This window comes from Falsiroseomonas oleicola (genome assembly GCF_019029495.1).
In the GTDB taxonomy this organism is placed as follows: domain Bacteria; phylum Pseudomonadota; class Alphaproteobacteria; order Acetobacterales; family Acetobacteraceae; genus Falsiroseomonas; species Falsiroseomonas oleicola.
In genome coordinates this window covers 81,589-96,792 of sequence record NZ_JAERQM010000010.1, presented here as the reverse complement: position 1 = coordinate 96,792, position 15,204 = coordinate 81,589, and the positions used below count along the sequence as shown (strand labels likewise).

Genomic DNA, 15,204 nt, shown 5'->3' with positions numbered 1-15,204 from the left:
CGGTCAGCGCTTGCCGCCGAGCTCGGCGGCGATCGCCGCTTCGATGTCGTCGGCGGAGAGGTCTTCTAGGCCGCCACCCTCGCCGATCTGCTCCTCGTTCACATCCATGACGCCAAAGATGTTCTCGTCGGTGGCGATGAGGTCGAGCACCTCCTCCTCCGCCGGCTCCGGCTCCGGCGCGCGCTGCAGCGACTTCACCAGGTCGGCCTGGAGCAGGTCGAGGTCGACGGTGGCTTCCGCGATCTCGCGCAGTGCCACGACCGGGTTCTTGTCGTTGTCGCGTTCGAGGGTCAGGTCCTCGCCACGGCTGATGTTGCGGGCACGCTGCGCGGCATGCAGCACAAGCTCGAAGCGGTTGGGGACGCGGAGGATGCAGTCCTCGACGGTTACGCGCGCCATGGCGGCTCCAATCCCGATGCGGGGGGAATAGTCCGGGGCACCCGATGCGCAGACTCTGCGCGCGGGACTCCCCTCCCCACCCTATGGTGAACGCCCCATGTAGCCAGCCGGCGCGTCGCTTGCAAGGCGCGGCTGCGATGCGCGGCTCCGCTCAGACCGGCGCGGCCAGGGTGCAGTTACGTGCGGCCGCCATCTCCCGCAGCCGGGCATTCCGGCGCTCCAGGGCCGCCGATTCGCTGCGCTGGGTGTCGCCATTGTCCATGAAGGCAAGCCCGCCCAGGCCCATCAGCAGCAGCATGCCGGCATTGTCCGCGCCGCGACGTTCCGACTCCTGCGCCAACTCCGGGAGCCGCGCCTGGTTGGCAGCGAGCTCACCTTGAATGTGTTCGCAACTCAAACGATTATCCAGCCCGGTCGATTCGGCCTGTGGTTGCGCCTGCCGTGCCCCGCAGGCCGGCAGCAAGAAGAGGATCAGCAGCGTGGCGACGATTTTTCCCATGGGCGCATTGTTCCATAAGGGCATCATACAGAAAAGATGGGGCCGGGCTGTCCGCGGCATGGTTCTGGCGCTGGCATTGCCGCTGGCCGCCTGCGCCAGCGGTGCCACGCCGGGCGCCATGACCGTCCCCCTCTCCCCCGACACCATCATTGCCGAGGGCTCCGGCCTGCGGCAGGCGATCGCCACGGGCACCCTGGGCGGAGGGCAGGAGACCAATCCGATGTGGACCTCCCAGGTCTCCAACGAGGCCTTCGCCACGGCCCTGCGCCAGAGCCTCGGCACCCATGCAATGCTGGCGATCCAGGGCGGGCGCTTCCGGCTTGATGCGACGCTGGGCACGCTGCGGCAGCCGCTGATGGGCGCCTCGCTTGAGGTCACCTCGACCGTCGCCTACCGGCTGACCGCTGTGGCCAGCGGCGCGGTGGTCTTCGAGCGGACCATCGAGGCCGCCTATACCGCCCCCTTCAGCGCCGCCTTCGCCGCGGTCGAGCGGCTGCGCCTGGCGAATGAGGGATCGGTGCGGGAGAATATCCGGCAGTTCCTGGCCGCCCTGGTGGCCGAGGAAGCCCGCAATCCGCAGGCCTTCCGCGCCGGCACGCCGATCTCCTGAGGCCTAGCCGAGCACGCGCACCCCGGCCTGATCCGCCTGCGCCAGCAAATCCGCCACCGTGGCGCTGAGCCTGGGATGCACCCAGCCCGGCGCCACATCCGCCAGCGGCGCCAGGACGAAGGCGCGCAGATGGGCGCGAGGGTGGGGCAGGATGGGATCGGGCGCGTCGCGCATCACCCCGTCCAGGTCGATCAGGTCGAGGTCCAGCGTCCTTGGCGCATGGAGGTAGGGTCGTACCCGGCCGAAACGGGTCTCGATCTCCTGCAAGGCGGCGAGCAGCGCCGCGGGGTCGGGCGGCGCGGCGCCGGGGCGCAGGGCCAGGCGCGCCATGCCGTTGACGTAGTCGGGCGCGCCGGGGCTGGGCGGCACCGGGGCCGTGGCGTACCAGCGGGACAGCGCCCGCAGGCGCAGGCCGGGCAACGCATCCAGCGCGGCGGCGGCGGCGCGGCAGGTGGCCAGGGCATCGCGCCCATCCGGGCCGGGCAGGTTGGCGCCAAGGGCGATCAGGATCATATCCGCCGCTCTACTGCCAGTGCTCCGGAAAGACCACGCCTTGAACCTGCCCGAGACGCCCAGCCATGACTGCCCGCTATGTCCCCGACTGGTGGCGTATCGCATGGCGAATCGCGCCGCCTGGCCCGACTGGCACAATGGCCCCGTGCCCTGCTGGGGGCCGCGGGATGCAGCGATTCTGGTGGCCGGCCTGGCGCCGGGCGTGCGCGGGGCAAACCGCACCGGCAGGCCCTTCACCGGCGACCATGCCGGCAAGCTGCTTTATGCGACGCTGCTGAAATACGGACTGGCCCGCGGCGAGTACCGGGAGGACCCGGCGGACGGCATGGAATTGCTCGGCGTGCGGATCGCCAATGCGGTGCGCTGCGTGCCGCCGGCCAACCTGCCGACGCCCGCCGAAATCACCACCTGCAACCGCTTCTTCATGGCGGAGCGCGCCTCCATGCCCAATTTGCGGGTGGTTCTGGCGCTGGGCCTGGTCGCCCATAACGCGGTGATGAAAAGCCACCGCATTCCCGCGGCGCGGCACCGCTTCGCGCATGGCGCCATGCATGCGCTGCCCGATGGCACGCTGCTGGCCGACAGCTATCACGTCAGCCGCTACAACACGAATACCGGCCGGCTGACGACGGAGATGTTCGAATCCGTGGTGGCGGAGATCCTGCGCCGCCTCGGTTGAGCGGGGTGGGAGCGTGGCGCGCCACACCCCCCGCCCCCACCTCAGCGAAGGCCGAGGAAGCTCAGGATGGCAATGACGATGACGACGGCGCCGACGATGTAAACGATGCTGTTCATGAGATGTCCCTCGGTTCACGACAGCGGGACAACGGGGCAGCAGCGGGAAAGTTGCAGACTCCGTATTCAGCCCATCGGATGTCCGCCGAGCGCCGCCTCCACCGCTCGCAGCAGGTCGGGATGGTCCGGCGCGACCGAGGTTGGGAAGGCGCGCACCGCCACCCCATCCCGCGCCACCAGGAACTTGTGAAAATTCCAGCGCGGCGGTCCGCCGGCGCGAGCAGCGAGCCAGGCGAACAGCGGATGCGCCCGCGGCCCGCGCAGCGTGGTCAGCCCGGCCATGGGGAAGGTGATGCCATAGACCGTCTCGCAGAATTCACGGATTTTCGCGGCCTCCGCACTCTCCTGCCGAAAGTCGTTGGAGGGCACGCCGATCACGGCGAAGCCCTGTGGCGCGAAACGGTCATGCAGGCGTTGCAGCCCCTCATATTGCGGCGTGAAGCCACAGAAGCTGGCGGTGTTCACCACCAGCAGCGCCTGACCACGGAAATCGGCAAGTGGCAGCGCGCCGCCCTCCAGCGCCTCCAGCCGGAAGTCGAAGACGGTCTGGGTCGGGGCGGCCGCCATCAGCAACGGCGCGGCGAGCAGCGCCCGGCGTGACACATCAGCCATAACGCTCCTCCATCCAGGGGTCGCCGCGATTGTGGTAGCCGCGCACCTCCCAGAAGCCGGGGCGGTCGTCGCGCAGCAGTTCCACCCGGGTCAGCCACTTCGGGCTTTTCCAGAAATACAGATGCGGCACCACCAGTCGCAGCGGCCCGCCGTGCTGGCGTTCCAGCGGCGCGCCTTCCCAGGAATGCGCGAACAGGTTCTCGGGCCGCGCGAAATCCTCGATGGCGAGGTTCGTGGTGTAGCCGTCATAGCTGGTCAGCGCGACGAAGCGCGCCTCCTCCTTCGGCCGGGCCAGGGCCAGCAGGTCCGGCACCGGCACGCCGTCCCATCGGTTCGCGTAGCGCGACCACTGGGTGACGCAGTGGATGTCGTTGGTGCGGCTGGCCTGGGGCAGCCCGAGAAATTCATCCAGCGTCAGGCGCAGCGGCGCGGCCACCAGCCCCTCGATGCGCAGCCGGTATTTCTCCCGGCTCACATCCGGCTGCACGCCGAGGTCGAGCACCGGGAAATCCTTCACCAGGCGCTGGCCGGGCGGCAGGCGGTCGGCCTCGGGCGTGGAGGTCGTGCCGGTCAGCAACCGCCCGTCCCGCGCCCAGCCCTGTTTCGCCTCGACAAGCTTCTCGCGCAGCTTGCCGGTGAGCGTCACATCCTCGTCGTCAGCCATGGCATGCTCCTCAGTCCTGATAGGTGCCGATGCGCGGTACGGATGCAAGAGGCGCGAGCCCAACGATCCGTGAACAGACCAGGGGTTGCCGGATCGACGGTCTTTCCGCCAACCCTGGACCATGACCCGCATTAGAACCGTTGCCCTGCTCCTCGCCTGCCTTGCCCTGCCCGGCTGCGGCGCCCTGCTGTCGGAGGGCAGCAGCGCCGCGGCCGGTATCGGCGGCGCCAGCCTGGCGGAGGCGGTGGGCGCCAATGCCGCGGCGACCACGGGCATCGGCCTCGGCGTCCAGGCGGGCGCGCGGGCCGGGCTGCAATACGCCCAGCGCCGCAGCCGCAACGCCGCCCAGCTTCGCCTGGCCGCCGTGGCCGGGCCGCTGGAGGTGGGCGGCGTCACCCGCTGGGACACCGACCATTCCCTGCCGATCGAGCCGGAGGAGCGCGGCGAGGTCACCGTGGTGCGCCGCATCGCCGCCGGGGACCTGGACTGCAAGGAGATCGTCTTCTCGGTGGAGGGCGATCCCCCTGCCCGCGCCTTCTACACCGCCACCATCTGCCGCGACGGCACCATCTGGCGCTGGGCGACGGCCGAACCGGCAACGGAACGCTGGGGCAGCCTGCAGTGAAGCGTTTGGCGCTGCTGCTGGCCCTGGCCCTGCCCGGCTGCGGCCAGGTGGCGGAGATCACGGGCGCGGTGGCGGGTGGCGGTGCGGCGCTGGCCAGCAGCAATCCGGCGCTGGGCTATGCGCTGGGCATCACCGTGCGCGCCGGCGTCACCGCGGGCATGCAAGGCGTGATGCGCTGGCGCAGCCGCGAGGAACAGGATGCGCTGGCCGCCGCGATCGGCGGGCTGGCGCCGGACAGCGCCGGCCGCTGGGCCGTGCGCCACCGCATCCCCATCGGCAACCGCGACGGCGAGTTGCGACTGGTGCGAGTGATCGACAATGCCCTGGCAGAGTGCCGGGAGGCGCTGTTCTCGGTGCAGGGCGAGACCCAGTGGTTCCTCACCACCGCCTGCCGCCAGGGCGAGACCTGGAAATGGGCCGGCGCGGAACCGGCGACGGGGCGCTGGGGCAGCCTGCAATGAGGCTGAGGTCGCTCACGGATTCGTAAGCCGAGGCCGGGTGTTCAAGGCCGGGCGCTGCCCCTAACCGTATTCAATGTTGTTTGTTTCGGGGGAGTGCTCCGGATGGAAGACCGGATGACGGCGCCGCGCCCGCTCGACGCGGAGGAGCTGGACCAGGTGACCGGCGGCTTCGGCATCGGCAATGTCGGCTGGACCAATATGGACCTGGATGACCTGCTGTCCTTCATCGACGACAGCCGGAACGCGGACCCCACCGAGCCGCCGCCGAACCCGGTGCAGGAGCAGTTGACCGCGATGGCGGAACGCGATGCCTGGATCGGCACCGCGCAGCAGGTGCTGGGTGAATTGCGGGACAACCGCCCGGCCGATGGCACCGCCGCCTTCGGCAGCATCACCGGCCCGGATGGCGCGCCGCTCTCCGTCACGGACTGGCTCGCCGCCCAGGGCATGGAGGTGCCGGATGCCGGCCAGGACGGGCTGGGCGACCCCGCCGAGTTCGACGCCGTGATCGGCGCGCTGGAGGGTGTCATCGCGGCCGAGATCGAGGCGAACACCATGGCCGCCGAAGCGCTGCGCCTGATGACATCGCGCGGCGCGGAGGCGGATGCACTGCTGCAGCACTACCTGGACAAGATGAAGCAGACGCAGGGCGCGGCCGGCGGGTGAGGCCGGGTCACCTCGCCCGGTCGCCCTGCCTGCGCAGGAAATCCGTCACCACCGGTCCCCAGACGGCGCTGCCGCCACGGCCGAAGAACAGGCTGTGGCCATCGGCGCCGAAGGCCGGCAGCGCGGCGAATTCCACCCGCCCGCCGGCATCGGCGAAGGCGCGCCGCATCCGCTGGGCGAGCTCCGGGCCGAAGAAGCTGTCATTGGCGGTATAGACCCATAGCGTCGGCAGGCGCGCGCTGCGCCCGAAGCCGCCGGCCGCGGCCACCAGCCGGTCGGCGCCACAGACCTGGTTCGGTTGCCCGCCGGCCCAGCCGCCCCTGCCGCCGGCCATGTTCACCACCGCCACCACGCCCTCCGGCGGGTTCGCCGCCAAGGCGAGCGCGCCCCAGCCGCCGGCGGATTGCCCCACCACCAGCACGCCATCGCTACGAATTCCGGGCAGTCGCCGCCCATGTCCCACCGCCGCGGCGATGTCCCGCGCGGTCTGCCGGCCACCCGCCGCATAGTCCGGCGTGGCGCAGCGGCCATAGGCTTCCGCCCATTCGCCCCCCGCCGCGCCATAGCCGCGGCGCAGCGGCAGCAGCACGGCGAAGCCGCGATCGAGGAACCAGCGCACCGCCTCCGCCGTGCAGGGCTGCGGCCGCATGGCGGCGCGGGCGGCGGCATTGACCGGGGAGCCGTGGTTGATGACGGCCAGCGGCGCGGGACCGGCGCCCTCCGGCCGGCAGAGCCGCGCCGCGATGGCCCGGCCGGTGCCGGGAACCTCGATGACGAGCAGGCCAGGATCGGCCGGGGCGGTCTGGGCGCTGGCACAGCCGGCGACCAGAAGGGCAATCAGGAGAAGGAGGCGCATGCCGCAGCCTCGCGATCCTTTCGGAGTCGCGTCGAGGGGGCTTTCAGCCCCGGTCGCGCATCAGCCTCGCCTTGTCGCGCGACCAGTCGCGTTCCGCGATGGCGGCGCGCTTGTCGTGCTTCTTCTTGCCCTCACCCACGCCGAGCTGGATCTTCGCCACGCCGCGCTCGTTGAACTCGATGGCGAGCGGCACCAGCGAGATGCCGTCGCGGGCGATGCTGGCCGAAAGCTCCTTCACCTGCTTGCGGTGCAGCAGCAGCTTGCGCGGGCGGCGCGGCTCGAAGGTGGCGACATGGCTGCCGGCCTGCCATTCGGGGATGTAGCAGTTGAACAGCCACATTTCCCCGTCCCGCTCGCCGGCCCAGGCCTCGGTCAGGGTGGCGCGGCCGGCGCGCAGCGACTTCACCTCCGGCCCCACCAACATCACGCCGGCCTCGATCTCCTCGCCGATCTTGTAGTCGTAGCGCGCCTTGCGGTTCTGGGCCGCGATGCCGTGGCTGATCAGCGCGCTTTTCTTCTTCTTCGGCTCTGCCATCAGTTCAACAACCCGGCGCCCGTCATGGCGGCGCGGACGCGGGCGCGCGTCGCCTCCGCCACCGGGGCCATCGGCAGGCGGCAATGGTCGGTGCCATGGCCGAGCAGGCTTGCCGCGACCTTCACCGGGCCGGGCGAGGTTTCGCAGAACATCGCGTCATGCACCGGGGTCAGTCGCGCCTGGATCGCCATGGCGTCCTTGATGCGGCCCTCGGCCCAGGCGTCGTGCATCTGCCGGCACAGGCGCGGGGCAATATTGCCGGTGACGCTGATGCAGCCATGCCCGCCGGCCGCGAGAAAAGCCAAGGCCGTATGGTCCTCGCCCGACAACTGACAGAAATCCTCGCCGATGGCGGCGGTGGTGTGCAGCGGGCGGGTCAGGTTGGCAGTGGCATCCTTCACGCCGACGATATTCGGGTGCTTCGCCAGCCGCGCCATGGTCTCCACCGACATGTCCACCACGCTGCGTGGCGGAATGTTGTAGATGATGATCGGGAGATCGACGGAATCGGCGATCGCCATGAAGTGGCGATACATGCCCTCCTGGGTCGGCTTGTTGTAATAGGGCGTCACCACCAGCGCCGCATCGGCGCCTGCCGCCTTGGCATGGCGCGTCAGGTCCACGGCTTCCGACGTGCTGTTGGAGCCGGTGCCGGCGATCACCGGCACGCGGCCGGCGGCAGCCGCGATGCACAGGTCCACCACCTGGTGATGCTCGGCATGGCTCAGCGTCGGGCTCTCGCCCGTCGTGCCCACCGGGATCAGGCCCTGGGTGCCTTCCGTGATCTGCCATTTCACGAAATCCTGGAAAGCCTTCGCGTCCAGGGTTCCGTCTTCCTGCATGGGCGTGATCAACGCCACCAGCGATCCCCTGAACATGTTTTTTCCGGTCATTCCAGCGTGGTTGAGTGGGCCGAAGAACCTAATGGCCCGGGCTCTGCACGACAAGGGCGCGAGATGTGGCGCGATTTGCGCTAGGATTTGGCCATGCGCAGCATCCTTGCCCTGATCCTCGCCTCCACCCTCGGGACAACCCTTGCCGGGCCGGCACAATCGCAGCCCTGGGCCAGCGATTCCGCCCGCCTCGCCGGCCGCCAGGCCATGGAGGCGCTGCGGCAGAACCGCTTCCTGGAAGCCGACAGCCTGTCGCTCGCCGCCGATCCGGTGGTGCGCAAGCTGGTGGTCTGGGGCCGCGTGCAGAACCGCAATGGCGGCGCCAGCGCGGCCGAGATCGTCGGCTGGCTGGACGCCAACCCCGACTGGCCCCTGCCCATCACGGTCTCCATCCGGGCGGAGGAGGCGCTGGTCGGAGAGCCTGACGACGCCCTGGCGCTGCGCCAATTCGCCCGCAGCGCGCCGCGCACCCTGGCCGGCACGCAGCGCTTCGCCGATGCCCTGACCCGCGCCGGTCGCACGGCGGAAGCCAGCGCCGCGCTGCGCGCCGGCTGGCGCGACGCGGAGGCGGACAATTTCGCCGAGCCGGACTTCCTGGCCCGCAACAGCCTGTCCCTGACCGCCGCCGACCATGCCGCGCGCGCCGACCGCCTCGCCTGGGCCGGGCAGATCGGCGCCGCCGCGCGGCTGCTGCCGGTGCTGGACGGCAATGCGCGCGCCGCGCTGGAGGCCCGCCTCGCCGCCAGCGCCACACCCGGCCCGGTGCGCCATATCGGCGCCGCACACGACACCGCCCGGCTGCTGCGCCGTGCCGAGCGCGATGCCGAGGCCGCCGCCATCTGGCAGGCGGCCGAACCCCTCCAGCGCGAGCTTTCGCCGGAGGCCCAGCGCGCCATCTGGGTGGAGCGCCAGGTTCTGTCCCGCAAGACGCTGCGCCTCGGCGACCCCGCCACCGCCTATCGCCTGGCCGCCAATCACGGCCAGGCGGAGCCCGGCGAGGCGCGGCAGGATGCGGAGTTCCTTGCCGGCTTCATCGCGCTGCGCGTGCTCAACCAGCCGGCCCAGGCGCTCGGCCATTTCACCCGGGTCGGGGAAGGCAGCCGCAGCGTCATCACCCGCGCCCGCGCCGCCTATTGGGAAGGTGCGGCCCTGGCCAGCCTCGGCCGCACAGGAGAGGCCCAGGCGAAGTGGCGGGAGGCGGCGACCCTGCCCACCGCCTTCTACGGCCAATTGGCCAGCGTCTCCCTCGGCGAAAGCCCGGCCCAGCTCGCCGCCCGCATCGCCGGCGTGCCCAGCCCGGCCCCGCCGCAGGAGGCCGGCGTGCGCTTCCTGGGGCGGGAGATGGTGCGGGCGGTGATCGCGCTGTCCGACCTCGGCCAGTCGGACCGCGCCCGGCTGTTCCTTCTGCGGCTGGAGGAACTGGCGCCGGAGCCTTCGGACCACTGGCTGATCGCGCGGCTGGGGGTTGCCATCGGCCGGCCGGACCATGCGGTCTGGGTGGCGCGGCGCGCGGGGGCGGATGGGGTGATGCTGCTGGAGGATGGCTGGCCCACCCCCTATCCCGCGCCGAGCGATGGCGCGGAGCCGGCGCTGGTCCATGCCATCACGCGGCAGGAAAGCAATTTCGACCTCTCGGCCGTGTCCTCGGCCAATGCGCGGGGGCCGATGCAGCTTCTGCCCACCACCGCGGCCGGCGTGGCACGGCGGCTGGGCGTGCCGCATACGACGGCGATGCTGACCACGGACGCGGCGCATAATCTGCGGCTTGGCAGTGCCTTCATCGACCAGATGCTGAACCGCTTCGGCGGCGCCATGCCGCTGGCCGCCGCCGGCTACAATGCCGGGCCGGGGCGCGTTGACCAGTGGCTCGGCACCTATGGCGATCCGCGCACCCCGGAGGGACCGCATATCCTCGACTGGATGGAGCAGATTCCCTTCAGCGAGACGCGCAACTATGTGCAGCGGGTGATCGAGAACGTGGTGGTCTATCGTGCCCGCAACCCCGCCACCGGCGACCTGCCGCATCCGCTCGCCAGCCTGATGGCCGGCCGCCGATGACCACCCGCCGAGTTTTCTTCCATGCGCGCGACGGGCTGCGGTTGGCGGCGCTGGACCATCCGGGGCCGGAGGGACGGACCCCGATCCTCTGCCTGCACGGGCTGACCCGGACCTCGGAAGATTTTGACTCTCTGGCGGCGCGCCATTCCGGCAAGCGGCGGGTGCTGGCGCTGGATTTCGCGGGGCATGGCGAAAGCGCCCGCGCCGCGGATGTCGCACGCTACGGCGTGGAGCACAGCCTGCGCGACGTGCTCGACGCCATGGCGGCGCTGCATTGCCACCGCGCCGTGGTGGTCGGCACCAGCTTCGGCGGCATCCTGGCCATGATCCTCGGCGTTTTGCGCCCGACCGCCTTGGCCGGGGTGGTGCTGAACGATGTGGGGCCGGTGCTGGAGCCGGTGGCGCTGGACCATGTGCGGGATTTCGTCGGCCACGACCCGGCGCTGCCGGGCCTGGAAGCGGCGGTGGCGCATCTCAAGGCCGTGTTGCCACCGCTGGTGATGGGCGAGGCCGCCTGGCAGCGCTTCGCCACAGGCACCTTCCGGGCCGGGCCGGATGGCGCCTGGCATCCCCGCTGGGACATTCGCATCGCCAGGGCGATGGAGGCCGCCGGCCAGATGCCCGACCTCTGGCCCGCCTTCGGCGCCCTGGCCCATGCGCCGCTGATGCTGGTGCGCGGCGCGCTTTCCACCCTGCTGGCGGAGGAGACCGCGCTGCGCATGGGCGAGCTCCGGCCCGACATGCGCTTCGTCGAGATCGCCGGCACCGGCCATTGCCCGACGCTGGAGGAACCGGCGGCCATCGCCGCCCTCGACAGCTTCCTCGACCGCATTCCATGACCCCCGCCTTGATGGTGGCGACGCTGGGGGGCGTTGGACGGCTGCGCCCAGGCCCCGGCACCTGGGGCTCGGCTCTGGTGCTGCCGGCGCTGTGGCTTGGGCCATGGGCATGCCTGGGCCTCGCGGCGCTGTGCCTGGTGGCGGGCTGGTGGGCGGCGGGCGAGGTGCTGCGGGATGGTGTGGAGGACCCGGGCTGGTTCGTGGCGGATGAGGGCGCTGGCATGCTGCTGGCCCTCGCTGCCCTGCCCGCGGCCACCCTGCCCGGCGCGCTGCTGGCCTTCGCCCTGTTTCGCGTTCTGGACATCACGAAGCCCTGGCCGATTTCCTGGTTCGACCGGCAGCCGGGCGCCTTCGGCGTGATGCTGGACGATGTGATCGCCGGCGCCATCGCCGGCGCGACGCTGCTGGCGTTTCATGCCTTCTTTCCGGGAGTGCTCATCTGATGCTGCCCGCAACAACCCTTGAGGACGCGCAACGCCTTCTGGTGCGATTGAAGGAACGCGAGCTGACCCTCGCCACGGCGGAATCCTGCACCGGCGGGCTGATCGCCGCGGCGCTGACCGCGATCCCCGGCTATTCCACCATCATGCTCGCCGGCTACGTCACCTATTCCAACGAGGCCAAGACCCGCATGCTGGGCGTGCCCGCCCCGTTGATCGAGGCCGTGGGCGCGGTCAGCGAGCCGGTGGCGCGACAGATGGCCGAGGGCGCGGCGCGGGATTCCGGTGCCGCCGTCGCCGTCTCCTGCACCGGTATCGCCGGGCCGACCGGCGGCAGCCCGGAAAAGCCGGTGGGCCTGGTGCATCTGGCCTGTGTGCTGCGCGGCCGGCCGACATTGGCCGAGCACCACATCTTCCCCGGCGACCGCACGGCGATCCGCGCCGCCACCGTCGCTGCCGCCTTCGCCCTGATCCGCCGCGCCTTGGAGTCCAACGCATGAGCCAGACCGACCAGATTCTCGCCGCCCTCGATGCCGACCGCGACGCCGCGGTGGCCCGCCTGGTGGAATGGCTGCGCATCCCCTCCATCAGCGCGCAGCCCGACCATGCGGGGGATTGCGTGCGCGCCGCCGAATGGGTGCGCGACCAGCTTTTGGGACTTGGCTTCGAGGCGAGCCTTCGGCAGACGCCAAAGCACCCCGTGGTGGTGGCGCATCACCCTGGCCCGGCGACTGGGGCAAAGCGCCACCTGCTCTATTACGGCCATTACGACGTGCAGCCGCCTGACCCGCTGGAACTCTGGACCAGCCCACCCTTCGAGCCGGTTCTGGTGGACGGGCCGAACGGCCAGCGCGTGGTCGCGCGCGGCGCGGTGGACGACAAGGGCCAGACGCTGATGTGGATCGACGCGCTGCGCGCCTGGCAGAAGGTGGCCGGCGGCCCGCCCTGCGCCATCACCGCGGTGATCGAGGGTGAGGAGGAAATCGGCTCACCCAACCTCGCCCCCTTCATGGAGGCCAATGCCGCGGAACTGAAGGCGGATGTCGCCATCATCAGCGACACCGGCATGTGGGACATCGACACCCCGGCCCTGTCCACCCGCCTGCGCGGCATGTGCTTCGTGCAGCTCGACATCAAGGCGGCGAGTCGGGACCTGCATTCCGGCATGTATGGCGGCAGCGCGCTGAACCCGAACAACCTGATCACGAAGATCCTGGGCGAGTTGCACGACGCCAATGGCCGCGTGCAGCTTCCGGGCTTCTATGATGGCGTGCCGGAGCTTTCGCCCGAGCTGCGCGCGCAGTGGCAGGCGCTGGGCTTCTCGGAACACGACTTTCTCGGTGCCATCGGGCTTTCGGTGCCAGTCGGCGAGAAGGACCGTGGCGCGCTGGAACGGCTCTGGGCGCGGCCGACGGCCGATATCAACGGCATCTGGGGCGGCTATACCGGCGCCGGCAGCAAGACCGTCATCCCCAGCGAGGCGCATGCCAAGATCACCTTCCGGCTTGTGCCCGGCCAGCACCACGAGAAAGTCTTCGAGGCCTTCAAGCAATTCGTGAATGCCCGGCTTCCGGCCGATGCCACCGCCACCTTCCAGGGCGGCGGCGCCAGCCCGGGGATCGAAGTGCCGGCGGATAGCGACTTCGTGAAGGCGGCGCAGGCGGCGCTGGCCGATGAGTACGGCCGCCCCGCCGCGATGATCGGCTGCGGCGGCTCCATCCCCGTCGTCTCCTCGATGAAGGACGTGCTGGGGCTGGATACCGTGCTGATGGGCTTCGGGCTGGAGGATGACCAGGTGCACAGCCCGAACGAGAAGTTCGACCTGCGTTGCTTCCACCAGGGCGCCCGCAGCCATGCGCGGCTGCTGGCGAAGCTGGGCTGAGAAAGCCGACTTCCGCCGGAAGCCCGGCTTCTGCTTTGACGGGCGCGCCGGCGCCGACCAACCCGGCGCGCGGAAAGCGGTGGAGGGTTCAGCCCTTCACCGCCCCGGCCGCCAGCCCCGCCACCACATAGCGCTGCGCCGCCAGCACGAAGATCAGCACCGGCGCCAGTTGCACCGTGGCGGCGGCGAACAGGACGCCCCAGTCCACACCCTCCACCGTGCTCAGGATTTCGCTGATCACCAGCGGCGTGGTGCGCGCATCCCGCGTGGTGAAGACCAGCGCGAAGATATACTCGTTCCAGGCATAGACGATGACGAACAGCGAGGCGGCGATGACGCCGTTCATCACCAGCGGGAAGACGATGCGGCGCAGGATCTGCAGCAGCGTCGCCCCATCCACCACCGCCGCCTCCTCCAGTTCGCGCGGCACCTGGTCGATGAAGGCGCGCATGATCCAGGTGGAGAGGCTGACGAAGAAGGCGGCGTAGAGCAGCATCAGCACCAGATGCGTGTCCGACAGATGCAGGTAGCTGAACACGGGGAACAGCGGCAGCGTCACCACGATCGGCGGCAGCATGCGCACCAGCACCATGAAGAAGGCCGAGAGCGTCAGGGCCCGGCTGGAATAGCGGGAATAGACGTAGCCGGCGCAGGTGGCGAAGGCGATGGTGATGGCCGTGGCGCCGATGGTGATGATCAGGCTGTTCAGCATATTGTCGAAGAAGGCGGGCCAGGCGCGCCACAGCTCCCGGTAGTTGTCGAGCGTCGGCGTGAAGATCAGCGTCGGCGGGATGGCGAAGATTTCGCGCGGCGGTTTGAAGGACGCGCTGATCACCATCAGGATCGGAAAGACCGACCAGATCACGGCCAGGGCGGCGAGGGAAAGGCGCAGCGCCTTGCCGAAGGGTCCGGGCCTATGCACGGGCGAACATCCGCTTCCAGGCGGTGTACAGATAGGGCGCGGCGATGCTCAGCGACAGCAGCATCATCACCAGCCCCGTCGCGGAAGCCAGGCCGAATTCGTGGTAGCGAAAGGCGGCGCGATACAGATAGACGGCCAGCACCTCCGTCAGCCTGGCCGGGCCGCCCTCCGTCAGCAGCCAGATCTCGGAGAAGACGCGCATTGCCGTGATGTAGCGGAACATCAGCGCCACCAGCAGCGCCGGCAGGATCACCGGCAACTGCACATGGATGAAGACGCGCCAGCCCCCTGCCCCATCCACCGTCGCCGCCTCGATCAATTCGCGCGGCACCGCCTGCAGGGCGGCGTAGAGGATCAGGAAGGTGAAGGGCGTGTGGATCCAGATCGACAGCAGCGAGGCCAGCACCAGCGCATCGGTCGGATTGGCGGACCAGTCGAGCTGGCCCAGCCCCACCGCCTCCAGCGCCCAGGACACCATGCCGATATCGGGCTCGAGCACGAAGCGCCACATGGCGACCGCGGAGACCTCGTTGATCGCATAGGGCGCGATCAGCAGCGCGACGAACAGCGTGCGGAAGGGCATCCAGCCGGCTGCCAGCAGGGCCAGGCCGAGGCCCAGCAGCAGCTCCCCATAGACCACCGCATTGACCACGAGGAAGGTGTTCCAGACCGCGCGCCAGAACACCGGATCGTCGATCAGCGTCCGGAAATTGCCGAGGCCGACGAAACGCATCTCCGCGGTGAAGGACACCGCATGCAGGCTGAGCCAGCCGACCCAGATCGCCGGCAGCAGGATCAGCGACACCAGCAGAAGCTGTGCCGGTGTCAGCAGGATCCACTGCGCCAGGCCGGGCCGGCCGCCAAAAAGTGGCCGGCTGCGAGGGCGCGCCTTCGCCTGCCGCGCAGGCGCTGACACATCCCCTTCCGCGAGGGGT

At 70.3% G+C, this 15,204-nt stretch carries 20 protein-coding genes; 10 read left to right on the top strand and 10 right to left on the bottom strand.

Annotated elements, in window-relative coordinates:
• Positions 1-3: 3 nt before the first annotated feature.
• Together rpoZ and JJQ90_RS24545 are read right to left on the bottom strand one after the other, a co-directional pair.
• Positions 4-399 (bottom strand): DNA-directed RNA polymerase subunit omega, encoded by a 396-nt coding sequence (gene rpoZ / locus JJQ90_RS24550; protein WP_216878929.1) that lies wholly within the window; start codon positions 397-399, stop codon positions 4-6.
• Positions 400-550: 151 nt separating this feature from the next.
• Positions 551-898: a hypothetical protein gene (locus tag JJQ90_RS24545; protein WP_216878928.1), complete on the bottom strand. Its 348-nt coding sequence runs from the start codon at positions 896-898 to the stop codon at positions 551-553.
• A 58-nt stretch (positions 899-956) separates the two neighbouring features.
• On the opposite strand from JJQ90_RS24545, the gene JJQ90_RS24540 reads away from it, so the two are divergent.
• Positions 957-1,508: a hypothetical protein gene (locus tag JJQ90_RS24540; protein WP_216878927.1), complete on the top strand. Its 552-nt coding sequence runs from the start codon at positions 957-959 to the stop codon at positions 1,506-1,508.
• 3 nt (positions 1,509-1,511) lie between these two features.
• Here JJQ90_RS24540 and folK read toward each other — a convergent pair whose 3' ends face one another.
• Positions 1,512-2,021 carry a 2-amino-4-hydroxy-6-hydroxymethyldihydropteridine diphosphokinase gene (gene folK / locus JJQ90_RS24535; protein ID WP_216878926.1) on the bottom strand — a complete coding sequence of 170 codons (510 nt, stop codon included), beginning with the start codon at positions 2,019-2,021 and terminating at the stop codon, positions 1,512-1,514.
• Between the two features lie 40 nt (positions 2,022-2,061).
• On the opposite strand from folK, the gene JJQ90_RS24530 reads away from it, so the two are divergent.
• Positions 2,062-2,700, top strand: coding sequence for a uracil-DNA glycosylase (locus JJQ90_RS24530; RefSeq protein WP_377100055.1), 639 nt, complete (start codon positions 2,062-2,064; stop codon positions 2,698-2,700).
• 182 nt (positions 2,701-2,882) lie between these two features.
• On the opposite strand, the gene JJQ90_RS24525 is transcribed toward JJQ90_RS24530, so the two are convergent.
• Together JJQ90_RS24525 and JJQ90_RS24520 are read right to left on the bottom strand one after the other, a co-directional pair.
• Entirely contained in the window at positions 2,883-3,428 is a 546-nt protein-coding gene (locus JJQ90_RS24525; protein ID WP_216878925.1) for a glutathione peroxidase, read from the bottom strand.
• Positions 3,421-4,092, bottom strand: a complete 672-nt coding sequence (locus JJQ90_RS24520; RefSeq protein WP_216878924.1) for a sulfite oxidase-like oxidoreductase — start codon at positions 4,090-4,092, stop codon at positions 3,421-3,423. Before JJQ90_RS24520 ends, JJQ90_RS24525 begins: the two co-directional genes overlap by 8 nt.
• 121 nt (positions 4,093-4,213) lie before the next feature.
• Here JJQ90_RS24520 and JJQ90_RS24515 point away from each other — a divergent pair, with 121 nt between their 5' ends.
• From JJQ90_RS24515 to JJQ90_RS24505, 3 genes are all read left to right on the top strand, one after another.
• A complete protein-coding gene (locus tag JJQ90_RS24515; RefSeq protein ID WP_216878923.1) occupies positions 4,214-4,717 on the top strand; it encodes a hypothetical protein in 504 nt (167 codons plus the stop codon).
• Entirely contained in the window at positions 4,714-5,178 is a 465-nt protein-coding gene (locus JJQ90_RS24510; protein WP_216878922.1) for a hypothetical protein, read from the top strand. Before JJQ90_RS24515 ends, JJQ90_RS24510 begins: the two co-directional genes overlap by 4 nt.
• A 114-nt stretch (positions 5,179-5,292) precedes the next feature.
• Positions 5,293-5,844 (top strand): hypothetical protein, encoded by a 552-nt coding sequence (locus JJQ90_RS24505; protein WP_216878921.1) that lies wholly within the window; start codon positions 5,293-5,295, stop codon positions 5,842-5,844.
• A 7-nt stretch (positions 5,845-5,851) separates the two neighbouring features.
• Here the strand turns inward: JJQ90_RS24505 and JJQ90_RS24500 are convergent, their stop codons facing one another.
• Genes JJQ90_RS24500 through dapA form a run of 3 tightly spaced genes read right to left on the bottom strand, consistent with a single transcriptional unit; the run spans position 5,852 to position 8,113 of the window.
• The gene (locus JJQ90_RS24500; RefSeq protein ID WP_216878920.1) at positions 5,852-6,700 is read right to left on the bottom strand and encodes an alpha/beta hydrolase family protein; all 849 of its coding nucleotides are present in this window, start codon (positions 6,698-6,700) and stop codon (positions 5,852-5,854) included.
• Positions 6,701-6,743: 43 nt separating this feature from the next.
• Positions 6,744-7,235 carry an SsrA-binding protein SmpB gene (gene smpB / locus JJQ90_RS24495; protein ID WP_216878919.1) on the bottom strand — a complete coding sequence of 164 codons (492 nt, stop codon included), beginning with the start codon at positions 7,233-7,235 and terminating at the stop codon, positions 6,744-6,746.
• Positions 7,235-8,113, bottom strand: coding sequence for a 4-hydroxy-tetrahydrodipicolinate synthase (gene dapA / locus JJQ90_RS24490; protein ID WP_216878918.1), 879 nt, complete (start codon positions 8,111-8,113; stop codon positions 7,235-7,237). The genes smpB and dapA overlap by 1 nt, the downstream gene beginning before the upstream one ends.
• A 108-nt stretch (positions 8,114-8,221) precedes the next feature.
• Between dapA and JJQ90_RS24485 the strand changes: the two genes are divergently transcribed.
• Genes JJQ90_RS24485 through JJQ90_RS24465 form a run of 5 tightly spaced genes read left to right on the top strand, consistent with a single transcriptional unit; the run spans position 8,222 to position 13,347 of the window.
• On the top strand, positions 8,222-10,186 hold the full coding sequence (locus JJQ90_RS24485; RefSeq protein WP_216878917.1) for a lytic transglycosylase domain-containing protein: 1,965 nt from the start codon (positions 8,222-8,224) through the stop codon (positions 10,184-10,186).
• Entirely contained in the window at positions 10,183-11,025 is an 843-nt protein-coding gene (locus JJQ90_RS24480; RefSeq protein WP_216878916.1) for an alpha/beta fold hydrolase, read from the top strand. Before JJQ90_RS24485 ends, JJQ90_RS24480 begins: the two co-directional genes overlap by 4 nt.
• Positions 11,022-11,468, top strand: coding sequence for a phosphatidylglycerophosphatase A family protein (locus JJQ90_RS24475; RefSeq protein ID WP_216878915.1), 447 nt, complete (start codon positions 11,022-11,024; stop codon positions 11,466-11,468). Before JJQ90_RS24480 ends, JJQ90_RS24475 begins: the two co-directional genes overlap by 4 nt.
• The gene (locus JJQ90_RS24470) at positions 11,468-11,965 is read left to right on the top strand and encodes a CinA family protein (RefSeq protein ID WP_216878914.1); all 498 of its coding nucleotides are present in this window, start codon (positions 11,468-11,470) and stop codon (positions 11,963-11,965) included. Before JJQ90_RS24475 ends, JJQ90_RS24470 begins: the two co-directional genes overlap by 1 nt.
• A complete protein-coding gene (locus JJQ90_RS24465; protein ID WP_216878913.1) occupies positions 11,962-13,347 on the top strand; it encodes a dipeptidase in 1,386 nt (461 codons plus the stop codon). Before JJQ90_RS24470 ends, JJQ90_RS24465 begins: the two co-directional genes overlap by 4 nt.
• Positions 13,348-13,435: 88 nt before the next feature.
• Here JJQ90_RS24465 and JJQ90_RS24460 read toward each other — a convergent pair whose 3' ends face one another.
• Entirely contained in the window at positions 13,436-14,269 is an 834-nt protein-coding gene (locus tag JJQ90_RS24460; RefSeq protein ID WP_329959516.1) for a carbohydrate ABC transporter permease, read from the bottom strand.
• On the bottom strand, positions 14,262-15,185 hold the full coding sequence (locus JJQ90_RS24455) for a carbohydrate ABC transporter permease (RefSeq protein WP_329959515.1): 924 nt from the start codon (positions 15,183-15,185) through the stop codon (positions 14,262-14,264). The genes JJQ90_RS24460 and JJQ90_RS24455 overlap by 8 nt, the downstream gene beginning before the upstream one ends.
• Positions 15,186-15,204: the final 19 nt, after the last annotated feature.